Source organism: Aureimonas phyllosphaerae, assembly GCF_047943035.1.
Classification (GTDB): domain Bacteria; phylum Pseudomonadota; class Alphaproteobacteria; order Rhizobiales; family Rhizobiaceae; genus Aureimonas; species Aureimonas phyllosphaerae.
Genome location: NZ_CP181348.1, coordinates 343,993 through 362,292, shown reverse-complemented (window position 1 = coordinate 362,292; position 18,300 = coordinate 343,993). Strand labels below are relative to the sequence as shown.

14 protein-coding genes are annotated in these 18,300 nt (G+C 68.6%); 12 read left to right on the top strand and 2 right to left on the bottom strand.

Annotation, left to right across the window (positions count from 1 at the left end):
- The first annotated feature begins 39 nt into the window (after positions 1-39).
- The 8 genes from ACLNGM_RS01675 (at position 40) to ACLNGM_RS01640 (ending at position 8,972) form a co-directional block, all read left to right on the top strand.
- The gene (locus ACLNGM_RS01675; RefSeq protein WP_416356925.1) at positions 40-1,083 is read left to right on the top strand and encodes a class 1 fructose-bisphosphatase; all 1,044 of its coding nucleotides are present in this window, start codon (positions 40-42) and stop codon (positions 1,081-1,083) included.
- Between the two features lies 1 nt (position 1,084).
- The gene (rpe, locus tag ACLNGM_RS01670) at positions 1,085-1,756 is read left to right on the top strand and encodes a ribulose-phosphate 3-epimerase (RefSeq protein WP_416356924.1); all 672 of its coding nucleotides are present in this window, start codon (positions 1,085-1,087) and stop codon (positions 1,754-1,756) included.
- 281 nt (positions 1,757-2,037) lie between these two features.
- The gene (locus tag ACLNGM_RS01665) at positions 2,038-3,096 is read left to right on the top strand and encodes a TerC family protein (protein WP_210284080.1); all 1,059 of its coding nucleotides are present in this window, start codon (positions 2,038-2,040) and stop codon (positions 3,094-3,096) included.
- Positions 3,097-3,459: 363 nt separating this feature from the next.
- Positions 3,460-4,485 (top strand): ABC transporter substrate-binding protein, encoded by a 1,026-nt coding sequence (locus tag ACLNGM_RS01660; RefSeq protein WP_416358536.1) that lies wholly within the window; start codon positions 3,460-3,462, stop codon positions 4,483-4,485.
- A 123-nt stretch (positions 4,486-4,608) separates the two neighbouring features.
- Complete coding sequence (locus ACLNGM_RS01655) at positions 4,609-5,499, top strand: ABC transporter permease (RefSeq protein WP_416358535.1); 891 nt, start codon at positions 4,609-4,611, stop codon at positions 5,497-5,499.
- Positions 5,496-6,311 (top strand): ABC transporter permease, encoded by an 816-nt coding sequence (locus ACLNGM_RS01650; RefSeq protein WP_416356923.1) that lies wholly within the window; start codon positions 5,496-5,498, stop codon positions 6,309-6,311. Before ACLNGM_RS01655 ends, ACLNGM_RS01650 begins: the two co-directional genes overlap by 4 nt.
- Positions 6,308-7,429 carry an ABC transporter ATP-binding protein gene (locus ACLNGM_RS01645; protein ID WP_416356922.1) on the top strand — a complete coding sequence of 374 codons (1,122 nt, stop codon included), beginning with the start codon at positions 6,308-6,310 and terminating at the stop codon, positions 7,427-7,429. Before ACLNGM_RS01650 ends, ACLNGM_RS01645 begins: the two co-directional genes overlap by 4 nt.
- Positions 7,430-7,517: 88 nt before the next feature.
- Positions 7,518-8,972, top strand: coding sequence for an alkaline phosphatase D family protein (locus tag ACLNGM_RS01640; RefSeq protein ID WP_416356921.1), 1,455 nt, complete (start codon positions 7,518-7,520; stop codon positions 8,970-8,972).
- Positions 8,973-8,976: 4 nt separating this feature from the next.
- Here ACLNGM_RS01640 and ACLNGM_RS01635 read toward each other — a convergent pair whose 3' ends face one another.
- Positions 8,977-10,746: an SLC13 family permease gene (locus ACLNGM_RS01635; protein WP_090962621.1), complete on the bottom strand. Its 1,770-nt coding sequence runs from the start codon at positions 10,744-10,746 to the stop codon at positions 8,977-8,979.
- A 140-nt stretch (positions 10,747-10,886) separates the two neighbouring features.
- On the opposite strand from ACLNGM_RS01635, the gene ACLNGM_RS01630 reads away from it, so the two are divergent.
- Genes ACLNGM_RS01630 through ACLNGM_RS01620 form a run of 3 tightly spaced genes read left to right on the top strand, consistent with a single transcriptional unit; the run spans position 10,887 to position 15,231 of the window.
- A complete protein-coding gene (locus ACLNGM_RS01630) occupies positions 10,887-14,267 on the top strand; it encodes a response regulator (protein WP_416356920.1) in 3,381 nt (1,126 codons plus the stop codon).
- Complete coding sequence (locus ACLNGM_RS01625; RefSeq protein ID WP_090962627.1) at positions 14,264-14,647, top strand: response regulator; 384 nt, start codon at positions 14,264-14,266, stop codon at positions 14,645-14,647. Before ACLNGM_RS01630 ends, ACLNGM_RS01625 begins: the two co-directional genes overlap by 4 nt.
- A complete protein-coding gene (locus ACLNGM_RS01620; protein ID WP_416356919.1) occupies positions 14,644-15,231 on the top strand; it encodes a DUF533 domain-containing protein in 588 nt (195 codons plus the stop codon). Before ACLNGM_RS01625 ends, ACLNGM_RS01620 begins: the two co-directional genes overlap by 4 nt.
- Here the strand turns inward: ACLNGM_RS01620 and ACLNGM_RS01615 are convergent.
- Positions 15,209-15,637: a CBS domain-containing protein gene (locus ACLNGM_RS01615; protein ID WP_416356918.1), complete on the bottom strand. Its 429-nt coding sequence runs from the start codon at positions 15,635-15,637 to the stop codon at positions 15,209-15,211. The two genes, ACLNGM_RS01620 and ACLNGM_RS01615, sit on opposite strands and share 23 nt — an antisense overlap.
- 144 nt (positions 15,638-15,781) lie before the next feature.
- Here ACLNGM_RS01615 and glgX point away from each other — a divergent pair, with 144 nt between their 5' ends.
- The gene (gene glgX, locus ACLNGM_RS01610; RefSeq protein ID WP_416358534.1) at positions 15,782-18,052 is read left to right on the top strand and encodes a glycogen debranching protein GlgX; all 2,271 of its coding nucleotides are present in this window, start codon (positions 15,782-15,784) and stop codon (positions 18,050-18,052) included.
- Positions 18,053-18,300 lie beyond the last annotated feature (248 nt).

The window sequence follows — 18,300 nt, the reverse complement described above, 5'->3', positions numbered from 1 at the left end:
CCGCTAATCCGGGCCGATCACGGTTTCGATGGAGGACGCATGAGCACGCTGACCCAGTATCTCGAGGCCCATGCGGCGGCCGATCCCCGGCAGCGCGACGTCGCCGCGCTGATCGAGCGGCTGGCCGAGGCCGCCGGATCGCTGCAGCGGCTCATCTCGACCGGTGCGACCGGGGATGCCGGCGCGGCCACGGGCCCAGCGGGCGATCCCAACGGCGGCGGCGACATCCAGAAGGTGCTCGACCGCGAGGCGGACCGCCTGTTCCTCGAGGCTGCGCGCGCCGCGCCCGTCGCCTTCTACGGCTCGGAGGAGCAGGACGAGGCGGTGGTGCTGAACGAGGGCGCGAGCCTTGCCATGGCGATCGACCCGCTCGACGGCTCGTCCAACATCGAGACCAACGTATCGATCGGCACGATCTTCTCGATCCTGCCGGTCACCGACGCGCACCGCGCCGATCCCGCGGGCGTCTTCCGCCAGCCGGGCCGCGCGCAGCTGGCCGCGGGCTTCTTCGTCTACGGCCCGCGCCTGATGCTGGTGGTGACGCTGGGAGCGGGCACCCACGCCTTCGGCTGGTCGCCCGAAACCGGCGTCTTCACGCGCATGGGACCGCTCAACATTCCGGCCGTCGCCAAGGAATACTCGATCAACGCCTCGAACGCGCGCCACTGGGACGAGCCGGTGCGCCTCTATATCGAGCGCTGCCAGGAGGGGGCGGAGGGCCCGCGCGGGCGCGACTTCAACATGCGCTGGGTCGCCTCGATGGTGGCCGACGCCTATCGCATCTTCGTGCGCGGCGGCATCTACATCTACACCGGCGACCGGCGGAAGGGCTACGATCGCGGCCGTATCCGCCTCGTCTACGAGGCGAACCCGGTCGGCTTCTGCGCCGAGCAGGCGGGCGGTGCGGCGAGCGACGGCCTCCAGCCGATCCTCGACATCGTGCCGGACGGCCTGCACCAGCGCACGCCCGTCGTCTTCGGCTCGCGCGAGGAGGTCGTCGAGTTCGCACGGGTGATGGCCGATCCCTCCAGCCTCACCGAGACCTCGTCGCTGTTCGGCCAGCGCCCGATCGGGGGCATCTGAGGTGGGCGGCGACATTCTCATCGCGCCGTCGATCCTGTCGTCCGACTTCTCGCGGCTCGGCGAGGAGATCGCCGCCGTCGACCGGGCGGGCGCGGACTGGATCCATCTCGACGTGATGGACGGGCACTTCGTGCCCAACATCACCTTCGGACCGCCGGTCGTGGCGGCCGTGCGCGGCGCCTCACGCAAATTCTTCGACGCGCATCTGATGATCGATCCGGCCGATCCGTATCTCGAGGCCTTCGCCAAGGCGGGCTGCGACGGGATCACCGTGCATGCCGAGGCCTCGACCCACCTCGACCGGACGCTGCAGGCGATCCGCGGGCTCGGGTGCAAGCCCGGCGTTGCGATCAATCCGGCGACGCCCGAGACCGCGATCGAATACGTCCTCGACCGGGTCGACCTCGTCCTCGTGATGACGGTGAACCCCGGCTTCGGCGGGCAGAGCTTCATTCCGGCGACGCTGGAGAAGATCCGGCGCCTGCGCACGCTGATCGGCGACCGGCCGATCCGACTGCAGGTGGACGGCGGCGTCGCGCCCGACACGATCGGCGCGATCCGGGCGGCCGGTGCCGACACGTTCGTCGCGGGCTCGGCGGTCTACCGCGGCGGCACGGAAGTAAGCTACCGTGACAATATCGCCAAGCTTCGCGAACACGCCGGTCTCAACTAAGCGTGATGGCGCCGAAGTAACGAGGCGCAATCCCTTGGATTCAACCGGTTAGTCGCAGACTTTCGGCGCGGGCGTTTCTCCGGCGCTCTTCCGTCGCCAAGATTTGTGGCGCCGGGATGTTGCATTGCGGCAGCGATTGCACACCTAAGCGGCCGCATGCATGGGTTCGGGGAGTTGCGAGGTCTCGCGATCGTCCCAGCTATGCAGGCGATAGCACGGCCCTCGCGGCCTTTTTCAGTTTCGAAGCCGCATCCAGGACGGGCGGCGCTCAGGAGGGATCGTTGGAGCAAACACTTTCGGATGCGGCGGCACAAACGGCCGTGACGGGCGTCTCGCCCGACGTCGTGCCGACCTGGGTGTGGCTGGCCACCATCGCCGCCATCGGCGCCCTCTTCGTCTTCGACTTCCTCACCCACGTCCGAAAGCCCCATGAGCCGACCTTCAAGGAATCGGCCCTGTGGTCCACCTTCTACGTCGGCCTGGCGCTTCTGTTCGGCTGGGGCGTCTGGCACTTCTGGGACCGCCAGCACGGCATCGAGTATTTCGCCGGCTTCGTCACCGAGAAGTCGCTCTCGGTCGACAACCTCTTCGTGTTCGTCATCATCATGAAGAGCTTCCTGGTGCCGCGCGCCTACCAGCAGAAGGCGCTCCTCATCGGCATTGTGATCGCGCTCGTCATGCGCGGCATCTTCATCGCGCTGGGCGCGGCGGCGATCGAGCGCTTCTCCTGGGTGTTCTACCTCTTCGGCCTGTTCCTCCTGTGGACGGCGTGGAAGCTCATCGTCGAGAGCCTGAAGCATCAGAAGTCGACCGACGAGGAGTACGAGCCGAACTCGATCGTGAAGTACTTCCAGCGTCACCTGCCGACCACGGACGACTTCCGCGGCAACCAGCTGTGGGTGATCGAGAACGGCAAGCGCCTGTTCACGCCGATGTTCATCGTGATCCTCGCGCTCGGCATGACCGATCTCCTGTTCGCGCTGGATTCGATCCCGGCGATCTACGGTCTGACGGACGCGCCCTACATCGTCTTCACGGCGAACGCCTTCGCGCTGCTCGGCCTCCTGCAGCTCTACTTCCTGATCGGCGGCCTTCTCGATCGCCTCGTCTATCTCGGCATCGGCCTGTCGCTGATTCTCGCCTTCATCGGCCTGAAGCTCATCGTCCACGCCGTCGAGGCCAACACGCTGCCCTTCCTGAACGGCGGCCAGCCGATCGAGGTGCCGTCCTGGATGCACATCGAGATCGAGCAGTCGCTGATGGTCATCATCGGCATCCTCGTGGTGACCACGGTGGCGAGCCTCATCAAGAGCCGGGCGGACGGGCGCAAGATCCAGTAGCGCCCGGACAGCCGAACCGCACCGAACGAAGCCGGCCCTCGCGGCCGGCTTTTTCGTGTCACGCTCGCGAGGGTGCCAAAGCCGGGGACGGCACACCTTGAGCCTCTTGCTCCGCCAGCGCTTTCCCGTTCACATAGCCGTCGGACGCAACGGCATCTCCGCCCGGTGCGAGCGACACGGAACTGTCACGCGTCGGTGATAGTCCCCGCTCGGCCGATGGCTGAGCGCCGGTTGCGCGGCACGCCCACTGCAGGACAACGTCAGGAGAGCTGGATGATCGGGATTATGAAACAGGGCGTGTCGCTTGCGGTGCTCGCGAGCTTTGCGCTGGGCGCGGCCGCGACCGGCGCGAGTGCGCAGGGCATGGACGCGCTGGTCGAGGCCGCCAAGAAGGAAGGCTCGCTCACCACGATCGCCCTGCCGCACGACTGGTGCAACTACGGCGAGATGATCTCCGGCTTCAAGGCGAAGTACGGCCTCCAGGTCAACGAGCTCAATCCCGACGCGGGCTCCGCCGACGAGATCGAGGCCATCAAGGCCAACCAGGGCAACACCGGCCCGCAGGCCCCCGACGTGATCGACGTCGGCCTGTCCTTCGGCCCGCAGGCCAAGACCGACAAGCTGATCCAGCCCTACAAGGTCGCGACCTGGGACGAGATCCCGGCCGACGCCAAGGACGCCGACGGCTACTGGTACGGCGACTATTACGGCGTGCTCACCTTCGAGGTGAACAAGGACATCGTGTCCGAGGTGCCGCAGGACTGGGCCGACCTCCTGAAGTCCGACTACGCCAACTCGGTCGCGCTTGCCGGTGATCCGCGCGCCTCGGCGCAGGCCATCCAGGCCGTCTACGCCGCGGGTCTCTCGAAGTCGCCGAACGGCTCGGCCACCGAGATCGCCGATGCCGGCCTCGACTTCTTCAAGCAGCTGAACGCGGCCGGCAACTTCGTGCCCGTGATCGGCAAGCCGGCATCGCTTGCGCAGGGCACGACGCCGATCATGATCCGTTGGGACTACAATGCCCTGTCGAGCCGCGACACCCTGAACGGCAACCCGGCCGTCGAGGTCGTGGTGCCGAAGACGGGCGTGCTGGCCGGCGTCTACGTCCAGGCGATCAGCGCCTACGCGCCGCACCCGAACGCCGCCAAGCTCTGGATGGAGTACATCTACTCCGACGAGGGCCAACTGACCTACCTCAAGGGCTACTGCCACCCGATCCGCTTCAACGAGATGGCCAAGGCCGGCAAGATCCCGAAGGATCTCCTCGACCGCCTGCCGCCGGCCGCCTCCTACGAGGCTGCGAAGTTCCCGACGCTCGACGACCAGAACGCCGCCAAGGCCGAGATCACCACCAAGTGGGATCAGGTCGTGGGCGCCAACGTCCAGTAAGCGCCGATCGGCCACGCGTGCGGACCGTCGCCTCGCGGCGGCGGTCCATCGTCCTCCCAACACGCCGCCCGCGGCGTCCTGCGCGAAGGGGTCCCCGCGTTGAGTGTCCAGGCCCTCGAGCCCATGACGGGTGTCGCCGCCGCAGCCGGGCCGCCGGCCGAGCGCGCCAGGAAAGGCTCGCTGGCCTGGCTCGGCGTCGTGCCGTTCTTCGCCTTCGCGATCCTGTTCCTGATCGCCCCGACCTTCTACCTCGTGGTCGGCGCCTTCCAGGACCCTGCGGGCAGCTTTACGCTCGCCAACATCGCCGGGCTCTTCCAGTCGCAGATCGTGGCGGCCTACTGGATCTCGATCCGCATCAGCCTCGCCTCGGCGGGCCTCGGCGCGCTGCTCGGCTTCTTCCTCGCCTATGCGATCGTGCACGGCGGCCTGCCGTCCTGGATCCGCTCGTCCGTCGTCACCTTCTCGGGCGTCGCCTCGAACTTCGCCGGCATCCCGCTCGCCTTCGCCTTCCTCGCGACGCTCGGGCGCATCGGCCTCGTCACCTGGTTCCTGAACGAGGCCTTCGGCCTCAACATCTACCGGCTCGGCTTCAATCTCTTGAGCTTCTGGGGCCTGACGATCACCTATCTCTACTTCCAGATCCCGCTGATGGTGCTGATCATCACGCCGGCGCTGGACGGGCTGAAGCGGGAATGGCGCGAGGCCTCCTCGATCCTCGGCGCCTCTAACTGGCAGTACTGGCGCATGGTGGCGCTACCCGTTCTGTTCCCGAGCCTCATGGGCTGCTTCCTGCTCCTCTTCGCCAACGCCTTCGGCGCCATCGCCACGGCCTACGCGCTGACCGGCTCCTCGCTCAACATCGTGCCGATCCTCCTCTACGCGCAGATCCGCGGCGACGTCCTCTACAACCCCAATCTCGGCTACGCGCTCGCCTTCGGCATGATCGTGATCACCGGCTGCTCCAACCTCCTCTACATCTGGCTGCGCTCGCGCGCCGAGCGGTGGCTGCGATGAAGGCGCCGCGGGTTCTGGCCTGGATCGCGGTGGTTCTGGCCGCACTCTACTTCCTCCTGCCGCTCTGGGCGACGTTCCAGTTCTCGCTCTCCATGCTGCGCGGCCAGTGGAGCTTCGAGGCCTACCGGGTCGTCTTCGCCGACAACCGCTTCCAGGAGACCTTCCTCTTCTCCGGCATCTGCGCCGTGACGACCATCGTGCTCGGCACGCTCCTCGTCGTGCCGACGGCCTACTGGGTGCGCCTGCGCCTGCCGCGGCTGCGCCCGGTGGTCGAGTTCATCACCCTCCTGCCGCTGGTGATCCCGCCGATCGTCCTCGTGTTCGGGTATCTGAGGCTCTACAACTCCTCGTCCTGGCTGCCCTTCACGGGCACGGTCGCGGGCACCAACGTCATCCTCGTCTTCGGCTACACGGTGCTGGCGCTGCCCTACATGTACCGCGCCGTCGACACCGGCCTGCAGGCGATCGACATCCGCACCCTGACGGAGGCCGCCGAAAGCCTCGGGGCGAAACGCTCCACCATCATGAGCCAAGTGATCCTGCCGAACGTGCGCGCGGCGGTCCTGTCCGGTGCCTTCCTGACCTTCGCCATCGTGATCGGCGAGTTCGTGCTGGCGAGCCTCCTCAACCGCCCGGCCTTCGGCCCCTATCTCCAGAATGTCGGCGCCAACCGGGCCTACGAGCCCGCCGCGCTCGCGATGATCGCCTTCGCGGTCACCTGGGGTTGCATGGTGCTTCTGTACGTGGCGGGCGGCGCGGGGCCGGGTCGCGCGCGCTCCTTCCTCAAACCCAAGGCGAAGGCCGTTCCATGAGCTTTCTCGAGATCGCGGGCGTCGCCAAGAGCTTCGGCGCCAACACCGTGCTGCACGGCTTCGACCTCGCGGTGGAGAAGGGCGAGTTCGTCACCTTCCTCGGGCCGTCGGGCTGCGGCAAGACCACGATGCTGCGCATCGTCGCCGGTTTCGAGACGGCGAGCCGCGGCACCGTGCGCATCGACGGCCAGGACGTCACCGACCTGGCGCCCAACGCCCGGCGCATCGGCATGGTGTTCCAGGCCTACGCCCTGTTCCCCAACATGAGCGTCGCCGACAACGTCGCCTTCGGCCTCAAGGTCGCCGGCGTTCCGAAGGCGGAGCGCCGCTCGCGCGTCGAGGACATGCTGCGCCTCATCGGCCTGCCTCACATCGCCGACCGCTATCCCTACCAGCTGTCGGGCGGCCAGCAGCAGCGCGTGGCGCTGGCGCGCGCCATCGCGCCGCGCCCGCGCGTCCTCCTCCTCGACGAGCCCCTGTCGGCGCTCGACGCTAAGATCCGCGTGTCGCTGCGCACCGAGATCCGCGACCTCCAGCGCGAGCTCGGCATCACCACGATCTTCGTGACGCACGACCAGGAGGAGGCGCTCTCCATGTCGGACCGCATCGTCGTCATGTCGGAAGGGCGCATCGAGCAGGTCGGCACGCCGTTCGAGATCTACAACCGCCCCCGCACGCGCTTCGTCGCCTCCTTCGTCGGCACGCTCGGCCTCCTCAAGGGCGAGGTCGCACACGGGGACCGCGTCGTCGTCGATGGGCAGGAGATCGAGGCCCATGCCGGCGAGGCGCGGGTCGGCGACACCGTGACGCTGGCGCTGCGCCCCGAGGCCCTGTCGCTCCATCCCAGCCGCGAGCGCTCCAACGAGCTGCGCGGCGAGATCACGTCCGTCGCCTTCCTCGGCTCGGTGGTGCGCCTGCGCGCCCGCTTCGGCCGGGACGAGCTGATGATCGACACGTTCAACGATCCGGCCCTGCCGCCCCCGAACCTCGGCTCGACCGTGAAGGTGCATTTCGCGCCGGCCGATGTCCTGTGCCTCGGCGCCGAGGCCGGCGCGCCCGGCGCCGGTGCGCGCCCATCGACGCCGGTCACGGGCCTCCGGATGCCGCTCGCCGTCTGAGCTTGCCGCGCGCCCAAGCCTTGTCGCGGCCCGCTCGCGCACGACATGTCGGGCGTCGAGAAGCGGCCGGACGAGGAACCCGAGGACGTTGAGCACCACCCCCTTGCACGCGTCGGCGCTGGTCGCCGGCCCCATCCTCTATGCGCGTGGTGCGGACGCGGCCGCGGTCCGGCTCGGCGTCGTCGCGGTCACGCGGCAGGGCGCCGAGGCGCCCCGGCTGGAAGCGGACGGGGCGGACGCGGTGCCGCTCGCGCTTCGCGCCGAGCTCTTCGGCCACGCCGTGTGGGGCGCCGAGTTCGTGCTGCCGGTCGGGCCGGAGACGGGCTACTGGCTGGACGGGCGGCGCTTTCCCGTCGTGACCGACCTCTCCGGGGATCTCGCGGTCGGCTTCGTCTCCTGCAACGGGCAGGAGAACGGTGACGAGGCGCGCAGCCACGAGGATCGCGACGTCATGTGGCGGCGGCTGGCCGCCGAGCACCGGACGCGGCCCTTCGCGCTGCTCCTCCACGGCGGCGACCAGCTCTATGCCGACGAGGCGGTGGACGCCCATGCCGAGACGCGGCGCTGGGCGGATCTTCCCATCGACGGGAAGCCGGCCGTCGCGTGGACGCCCGATATGGAGGAGGCCGTTCGCGGCTACTTCTTCCGCCGCTATCTCGCGCTGATCCGCCAGCCGGCCTTTGCCGAACTCGGCGCGCGCGTGCCCTCGCTGATGATCTGGGACGACCACGACATCTTCGACGGCTGGGGCAGCCATCCCGTCGGCCTGCAGGAGAGCCCCGTCGCGCTCGGCCTCTTCCGGGCGGCGCGCGAGATGTTCGTGCTGTTCCAGATCGGCGCCGATCCGGCCGCGCTGCCGGCCACCTGCCGCGACCGGACCGGCACGAGCTTCTCGCAGGACGCCCTCTTTCCCGGCTTCTCGGTCCTCCTGCCCGACCTGCGCTCGGAGCGAACGCCGGGGCGCGTCATGGGAGACGAGGGCTGGACGGCGTTCGAGGCGGGGCTTGCGGCGGCGCCCGGCGGCGACCGGCGGATCGTCGTCTCCAGCGTGCCGGCGCTGGGCCCGCGCCTGTCGCTGGTGGAGGCGCTGCTCGACCTCTATCCCGGCCAGCAGCAATACGAGGACGACCTGCGCGACCAGTGGCAGAGCCGCGGCCACCGGGCGGAATGGGTGCGCCTTCTCTCGAGCCTCGAGCGCGAGGCGGTGGAACGCGGCGGCCCGGTCACCGTCGTGTCGGGCGAGATCCATCTGGCGACGCGCGGCGAGATGCGCCTGCGCGACGGCTCGTCGCTGCACCAGCTGGTCGCCTCGGGCATCACCCACCCCAAGCCCCCGGCGGCCCTCGGTCTCGGCCTCGGACTCCTGTCGCGGCTCGGCCACTCGCCGCTGCCGAGGCGGCCGATCCGGCTGAAGCGCCTGCCGGGCCAGCGCACGGTCTACACCGCCGAGCGCAACTATCTCGTGCTGCGCCGGCGCGCCGGACACTGGACCGCGTCCTGGGAACTGGAGGACAGCGGGCGCACCGCCGAGCTCGGGCTTTGAGAGATCAGCCCCCGACCGGCCAGAACAGTGCGATCAGCGGCACGCCGACGAAGAGCACGATAGCCGAGAGCGGCAGGCCGAGGCGCCAGTAGTCGCCGAACCGGTAGCCGCCCGGCGCCATGACGATCGTGTTGCACTGGTGGCCGATCGGCGTGAGGAAGTCGCAGGCCGCCCCCAGCGCCACCGCCATCAGGAACGGGTCGGGGTTCAGCCCCAGCCGCACCGCGAGGCTGCCGGCGATGGGCCCGAGCATCAGGACGGTCGCCGCGTTGTTGAGGAACGGGGTGACCGCCATGGCGAGCAGCGTCACCATGAAGAGCGAGGTGAGCGGCGACAGCCCGTGCAGGGCGGTCGACAGCCAGCCCGCGATGAGGTCGGTGCCGCCGGTGGTCTGGATCGCCTCCGACAGCGGGATCAGCGCGGCGAGGAGCACGATCACCGACGCTTCCACCGTGCCGTAGGCCTCGTGCATGCTCATGACGCGCAGGAGAAGGAGGATCACGGCCGCGCCGAAGAAGGCGGCGACCGCGCTGACGATACCCGCGGCGGTCAGGATCATCGCGGCCATCAGCACCCCGAGCGGGATGAACGAGCGGCGCGAGCGGCCGAGCACGATCGAACGCTCGGCGAGCGGCAGGATGCGCAGCTCGGCGAGCGCCGCCGGCACGCTTTCGCTGGTTCCCTTCAGGACGAGGACGTCGCCCTCGCGGAGGCGGAGCGTTGCGAGCCGCTGCTCGATCGGCCGCCCGGAGCGGCTGACGGCGAGCACCGCCACCCCGTGCGCCGTCTCCAGCGCCAGCTTGCCGAGACGCGAGCCGATCGCCGGCGACTGCGGCGTCACGACGCCCTCGACGACGCTCTCGGTCTCGATGTCGGCGCGCGTCGACAGGTCGCCCGTGAGGCTGAGGCCGGCGCGCGCCACGGCCCGCTCGATGCCCTCCGGCTCGCCGCCGAGGAGCAGGAGGTCGCCCGCCTTCAGCACCATGCCGGGCGTCGGCTCATGGCGTCGGAACCGCTCGCGGATCACGAGGCGCACGGCGATGTCGTTGTCGGCGGCCGCCTCCAGCTCGGCGACGCTGCGCCCGGCGATGGTCGAGCCTTCCGGGATCTCGGCCTCGGCCGTGTAGGCGTCGAGCGCGAAGGCCTCGCCCATGCCGCCGGCCGGCTTCCGCTTCGGGATGAGGCCGGAGGCGAGCGACAGGAACAGGAAGCCGCAGACCACGACCCCGATGCCGACCGGCGCGTAGTCGAACATGGCGAAGGGCTGGCCCGTCATGTCTTGGCGGATCTTCGAGACGATGATGTTGGGCGAGGTGCCGACGAGGGTGACGAGACCGCCGATCAGCGAGCCGAAGGCCATCGGCATCAGGAGCTGCGAGACGGACGTGCCGTTCTTGCGCGAGACCTGCGCGGCGATCGGCATGAACATGGCGAGCGCGCCGACGTTCTTCGTCACCATCGAGAGCAGCGTGACGGCGCCGACCAAGACGAAGACCTGCCGGCGCGCCGTGCGCATGTGCGGCATCAGCGGGCGCATGATGTCCTCCACGACGCCCGAGCGCGCGATCGCGGCGCTGACGAGGAGTGCGGCGACGACGATCACCACCACGTCGTCGGCAAACCCGGAAAAGGCGCTCTTGACCGGCACGATGCCGGTGACGACGCCGGCGAGCAGCCCGAGGAGCGCGATGAGATCGTAGGGCAGGCGCCCCCAGACGAAGCCGGCGACGGTGAGGCCGACGAGGCCGAAGGCGAGGGCTTGGTCGAGGGTCATGGGGGGCTCGCGGAGGGAACGGCGTAAGGCGGAAGGCGACAAAAAGCGGCACGGCGGCCCGTGCCCGTCGAACGAAATCCGGCGCGCGCCGTTACGCGAGGGATGCGGCGCCTCCGTCCGCATTCGGGGGACTTCCAAGCATGACACAAGGTGGCGCCGGGATCGCATCCGGCAATAAGGGCGTGGCGACGGTCCAAGCGGCCCTCGGACGCACGGCGGTTCTGGCCGGACTGCTGCTGGCGCTGGCGACCGCGGCCTTCGTCTGGACCATCTGGCAGGACACGCGCCGCGAGGAAGCGGCGAGCGGCAATGCCGCCATCATCGCCGAGGCTGAGCGCTACCTGTCGATGATGACCAGCATCGAGACCTCGACGCGCGGCTTCGTCATCGCCGGCACGGAGGAGTTCCTGTCCCCGTTCCGCCAGAACGTCGCCGATCTGCCGGCGCAGCTCGTACGGATGGAGAATGTCTGGGCGGAGGGCGGCGGCGATCCCGCCCGGCTGGCGCGCCTGCGCGAGCTGGCCGAACAGGAGATCGCGATCGAGACCGAGACGGTGCGCCTGCGCAACGAGGAGGGGATCGAGGCCGCCTCCGACCTCGTGCGTTCGGGCACCGGCAAGCGGCTGATGGACGATATCCGCATGGAGGTCGGACTCGCGCAGACGAACGCGCAGAAGCGCGTCGATCTCGCCGAGGCGACGGCGCATCGCGACGCGCTGATCTCCAACATCGCCTTTCTCGCCGCCATCCTGTCGGCCGCCTCGCTCGCCGTCATCGCCTTCCGCCGCCATGTCGAGAGCCGACGGGCGAGCGGCATGCTGTCAGCGGTGCTCGAGAACTCGCCGGTGGCGATCGGCTTCGTCGGCCGCGACGGCCGGCTCGGGCGCCTCAACCCCGCCTTCGCGCAGGCCGGCGCCAGCCTGAAGCGCGAGGTCGCGGTCTCGGATTCGCTGCTCGACCTCTTCCCGCACGACCGCGTGATGCTGGAGCGCATGCTGGACGAGACCCTGCGCTGGGGCCGCACGCACAACGGCGTCGAGCTGCGGGCGGGCGAGGGCGCGGACGAGCAGATCTATCTCGCGAGCATCTATCCGCTGCGCGCCGAGGGGCGTATTGCGCACGAGACGGTGGGCGCGGGCGTCGTCCTCACCAACGCCACCAAGCGCCTGCGCGCCGAGCGGCAGCTCGCCTATTCGGAGACGCGCTTCCGCTCGCTGATCGAGGCGACCTCGGCAATCGTCTGGTCCGCGCCGAGTTCCGGCCGCTTCTCCGGCGCCCAGCCAGGCTGGGCCGCGTTCACCGGCCAGTCGGAGGCGCAGTATTCGGGTTTCGGCTGGACCGAGGCCCTCCATCCCGAGGACCGCGAGCGCAGCGCCAAGGCCTGGAAGGAGGCGGTGGAGCGCGAGGGGACGTACAAGATCGAGCACCGCGTGCGCCGCCACGACGGCGAGTGGCGCGACATGCTGGCCCGCGCCGTGCCGATCCGCGGACCGGACGGGAGCCTCACCGAATGGGTGGGCACCCACACCGACATCACCGACCAGAAGCGGATCGCCGCCGAGCTCGGTCATTCCAACGAGCAGTTCCGCATCATCGCCGACAACATCCCGCAGTTCGCTTGGATCGCCGATCCCAGTGGCGACATCGACTGGTACAACCAGCGCTGGTTCGACTACACCGGAACGACACTCGAGGAGATGCGCGGGCACGGCTGGACCAAGGTCCACCACCCCGACCATATCGAACGGGTGCGCCAGGAGCTGGCACGGCGCTTTGCGGAAGGCGTGAAATGGGAGGACAGTTTTCCGCTGCGCGGCGCCGACGGGCAGTATCGTTGGTTCCTCTCCCAGGCGATCCCGATCCGCGACGAAACGGGCACGATTACGCGCTGGTTCGGCACCAACACCGACATCACCTCGCAGCGCGCCGCCGAGCAGGAGCTTGCCGCGGCCAAGGAGGCGGCCGAGAACGCCAACCGCGCCAAGTCGCAGTTCATCGCCAACATGAGCCATGAGTTGCGCACGCCGCTCTCGGCCGTGATCGGCTATGCCGAGATGCTGGAGGAGGAGGTCGAGGATCTCGGCGAGGCCCACCTTCTCACCGACCTGAAGAAGATCGAGCAGAACGCCCGGCATCTTCTCAGCCTGATCAATGACGTCCTCGACCTGTCGAAGATCGAGGCCGAGCGGATGGATGTCTATGCCGAGAGCTTCCGGCTCTCCGACGTGCTGGACGAGGTGGCCTCGACGGTCGGCTCGCTGATCACCAAGAAGAACAACCGTCTGGCGGTGGAGAAGGACGGCGATCTCGGCGAGATGCACACCGATCAGGTGAAGCTGCGTCAGTGCCTGATCAATCTCCTGTCGAATGCCGCCAAATTCACCGAGGAGGGCACGATCACCCTGTCGGCCAGCCGCGAACCGCAGGACGGCGGCGACTGGATCCGGCTCGAAGTGACCGATACCGGCATCGGCATGACGCCCGAGCAGGTCGAGCGCCTGTTCGAGCGCTTCGCGCAGGCCGACGAATCGACGACGCGCAAGTTCGGCGGTACCGGCCTCGGGCTCGCCATCACCCGCGCCTTCTGCCGCCTGCTCGGCGGCGACATCGGCGTCACCAGCGCCGAGGGGCAGGGGACGACCTTCACCATCCGCATTCCCGCCGAGGTCGAGAAGCCTGCCGAGGAGGTCCTGCCGGACACGACCGACGTCAAGCCGCCCGCGGAGGCGGGCGCGGGGCTCGTGCTGGCGATCGACGACGACCCGCATGCGCGCGAGCTTGTCACCCGCTTCCTGATGCGCGAGGGCTTTTCGGTGCGCACCGCCGCCGACGGCCTCAGCGGCCTCGAGATGGCGCGGCTCCTCAAGCCCGACGTGATCCTTCTCGACGTGACGATGCCCAAGATGGACGGCTGGGCCGTCCTGACCGAGCTGAAGGGCGATCCCGAGGTATCGGCGATCCCGGTCGTGATGATCACCATCATCGACGAGCATAGCCTCGGCTATGCCTTGGGCGCGGCGGACTATCTTCTGAAGCCGGTCGAATGGAACCGCCTGAAGGCGGTGCTCGATCGCTTCCGCACCAGCGACAACGGGTTGATCCTTGCGGTCGACGACGACGAGGACGGCCTGCACCGCACCGCCACCATGCTGGAGCGCGAGGGACTGAAGGTGATCACAGCGCTGAACGGGCGCGAGGCGCTGGCGCGCATGGAGACCGAGCGCCCGAGCCTCATCCTCCTCGACCTCGTGATGCCCGAGATGGACGGTTTCGCCTTCATCAAGGCCATGCGCGAACGGGCGGACTGGCGCGAGATCCCCGTCGTCGTCCTCACCTCCAAGGATCTCAACGCCGACGAGAAGCGCTTCCTGCAGGGTCAGGCCGAGGACGTCTTCTCGAAAGGCGATGTCGACCTCAGGGACCTTGCGGCCCAGATCCGCGTTATGGTCGGTCAGGGGGCGCACGCCGAGGCAACGCAGCCTGCACAGACGGGACAGTCCGCATCGGAGCCGACATCATGACACGCATCCTGCTGGTCGAGGACCACGAGGAAATCTGGGACTTCCTGTCCCGCCGCCTGCAGCGGCGCGGCTACGAGGTGGTGCTGGCCCATGACGGGCAGGACGGCATCGAGAAGGCCCGCGGCACGGCGCCCGACATCATCCTCCTCGACATGAACCTGCCGGTTCTCGACGGCTGGACCGCCGCGCGCACCATGCGGGCCGACGCCTCGATGCCCCGGATTCCGATCATCGCGCTGACCGCTCACGCCATGTCGGGCGACAAGGAGAAGACGCTGGCGGCCGGCTGCGACGACTACCACGCCAAGCCCGTCGACTTCTCCAAGCTCCTCGGCCAGATCGAGGCGCTGCTGCAGCAGCCCGCGGCGGCGCAGGCTTGAGCGTCGAATGGCTCTGGCGCCTGGCCGGGCGCCAGGCGGGACCACGCGACGGGCAGGGCCTGAACCTCGAGGCCCTCGACCTGCCCGCGATGGACGGTGCCGCAGCGCCGACGCCGACCTCGACGCGCCGCGACGGCGTGGAAGCGACGCTGGCGCTGAAAGTGCTGTCGGCGCATCTGGCAAACTTTCGGCAGGTCTCGTTTCCGCTGACCCTCGACTTCCGCTCCTTCTCGGCCGAGGAGGCCGCGCTCGCCGTCGATGCGGCGGCGCTGGCGCTCGAAGCCGACGAGGGCGGTTGGGCGGACGCCACGCGGCGCGAGCGCGCGAGGGAGACGCTGACGCGGCTCGGCGCAACGCCCTCGCATCTTGCGCCGCTGGAGCACGACACGGCAGCGCCAGTCTCGATCGGCGCCCTCACAGATACGGCACGCCGGCTCGACAAGGCGGCGCATGCCTATGCCGTGTCGCTTCTCGTGATCGGCCAGCGCTCAGCGGTCGCGCAGGCCTACCTCACCTATCTCGCCGCCCGCCTCGGGCTGACGGCCAATGTCGTCGGCAGCCTCAACCGGCGCTTTCGCGCGTGATCTCGCGCAGCGCCGACTGAACCGTGCCCGACTCCAGAAGAAGCACGCGCGACAGGTCGGCGAGCGTCACCCAGCCGACCACGGCCCCGTCGCCTTGCGTGACGGCAAGGCGCCGGACGCGGTGTGCGGTCATCAGGTCCATCGCGGCCTGCAGGCTGTCGGACGGACGGCAGGCTAGGATCGGCGACGACATGACGTCGCGTGCCCGCGTCTGCGCCGGATCGAGCCCACGCGCCACGACGCGATAGAGGATGTCGCGATCGGTGACGACGCCCCTGGCGTCGTCCGCCGTGCCGATGGGCAGCGATCCGACGTCGAGATCCCCCATCATGACGGCAAGCTCCGACACGGGGTCGTCGAGCCCGGCAAACTCCACGTGCCGGTTCATCACGTCCTGGATCTTCAAGATGTCGCTTCCTCGTCGCGCATTGATCGCCGGGACATAACGGGGACGCCGCCAAACGGTTCGCAGGTGCGGGAACCAAATGCGCTTCCATCCCCTTTCCCGATCCGGCGTGTCTCACTTCATGACGGGATCCATCCCTTGAACATTCAACCGAATGCCTCCGACTTCGCGTCCACTCTCGCGAAGCCCGGCCTCCACAAATCACGTGTCGAGGCTGGCCGGCCGTTCCCGCGCGGCGCCACATGGGACGGACTGGGCGTCAACTTCGCCCTGTTCTCCGCCAATGCCACGAAGGTCGAGCTCTGCATCTTCGACCAGACCGGCACCACCGAGCTCGAGCGCATCGTGCTGCCGGAATACACCAACGAGGTGTTCCACGGCTATCTGCCGGACGCGCGCCCCGGCCTCGTCTACGGCTATCGCGTCCATGGCCCCTACGAGCCCGACGCCGGCCATCGCTTCAACCCGAACAAGCTTCTCCTCGACCCTTACGCAAAGCAGCATGTCGGCGAACTGAAGTGGGATCACGCCCTCTTTGGCTACACGATCGGCCACGCCGACGGCGACCTGTCGTTCGACGAACGCGACTCGGCGGCCTTCGTACCGAAGTCGCAGATCGTCGACCCGGCCTTCACCTGGGGCAACGATCGCCGTCCGAACGTGCCGTGGGAGCGGACCGTCTTCTACGAGACCCACGTCAAGGGCTTCACCCAGCGCCACCCGAGCGTGCCGGACCGTGACCGCGGCAAGTTCTCGGGCCTCGCCCACCACGACGTCGTCCAGTACATCAAGAGCCTCGGCATCACGTCGGTCGAGCTCCTGCCGATCCACGCCTTCGTCGACGACAGCTACCTCGTCGAGAAGGGCCTGCGGAACTTCTGGGGCTACAACACCCTCGGCTTCTTCGCGCCCGATCCGCGCTACATGGGCTCGCCCTTCGTCAACGAGTTCAAGGAACTCGTCTCGACCTTCCACCACAACGGGCTCGAGGTGATCCTCGACGTCGTCTACAACCACACGGCCGAAGGCAACGAGAACGGGCCGACCCTCTCGTTCAAGGGCATCGACAACGCGACCTACTACCGGCTCCTGCTGGACAACAAGCGCTACTACATCAACGACACCGGCACCGGGAACACCGTCAACACCTCGCATCCGCGCGTGATGCAGCTGGTGATGGACAGCCTTCGCTACTGGGCCGGCGAGATGCGTGTCGACGGCTTCCGCTTCGATCTCGCGACCATCCTGGCGCGCGAGCCGACGGGCTTCTCGGAGGAGTCCTCCTTCCTCCACGCCACGATGCAGGACCCGCTGCTGTCCCAGGTCAAGCTGATCGCCGAGCCCTGGGACTGCGGTCCGGGCGGCTATCAGGTCGGCCGCTTCCCGCCGGGCTGGGCCGAGTGGAACGACGGCTACCGCGACACGGTGCGTGCCTACTGGCGCGGTGACGAGGGCAAGGTTCCGGCGGTCGCAGGCAAGATCTCGGCCTCGGCCGACCTCTTCAACAACCGTGGCCGCCAGCCTTGGTCGAGCGTCAACTTCATCACCGCGCACGACGGTTTCACGCTGCACGACCTCGTCTGCTACAACGACAAGCACAACGAGGCGAACGGCGAGGACAACCGCGACGGCCACTCGCACAACCTCTCGAACAATTACGGCGTCGAGGGGCCGACCGAGGATGCGGAGATCAACAACGTCCGCTTCCGCCAGTTGCGCAATTTCTTCGCGACGCTCCTCCTGTCGCGCGGCACACCGATGATCCTGGCGGGCGACGAGTTCGCCCGCACGCAAGGGGGCAACAACAACGCCTACGCGCAGGACAACGAGATCGGCTGGGTCGACTGGAACGTCACGCAGGACGGCGAGGATCTCGCCGAATTCGTCCAGAAGCTCATCATGCTGCGTCAGGCGCTTCCGATGCTGCGTCGCGGCCGCTTTCTGCAGGGTCGGTTCGACCAGGAGATCGGTGCCAAGGACGTGACGTGGATGTCGCCGTCGGGCGGCGAGATGCAGCAGGCGGAATGGGACGATGCCGGCGCACGCTGCTTCGGCGTCCTTCTCGACGGCCGGGCGCAGGCCGAGGGTATCAAGCGCATCGGCTCGGACGCGACGATGCTCCTCGTCCTCAACGCGCATCATGACGTCGTGAATTTCAAGCTGCCGCAGGCCCCTGGCGGCCGCCGCTGGCACTGCATCATCGACACCAACATGCCGAACCGCGACGAGCTCGTGCCCTTTGAGTTCGACACCGACTACATGGCGACCGGCCGCTCGCTGCTCGCCTTCATCCTCGAGCCCGAGGATGGCTACTCCCTGTCGGACGAGGCGCACCAAGCCTTCCAGCACGTGTCGGAAGCCTTCCGCCGCGCCGCCGCCGAACGCGTGCACATCGTGCGGCCCGACAAGGGCTGATCGACCACTCCGGCGCCTTGCCGGCGCCGGCCGGCAACGAAGAGGGCCGCTTCCGAAAGGAGGCGGCCCTTTTTCATGTCGGCTCGAGGCGTGTTCCATGCGGGCGCGAAGCGGGCGGGATCGACTGGACGCTCACGGGAATCAAGGCGCTCCTAAAGCGCGGCAGTTACCCGGACGGCAAGAACCCAAGTCACCGATGGCTCTCCGCCAAACGGCCGCAAACCGTGCCGGCTTGTGCTGTGGGCGGC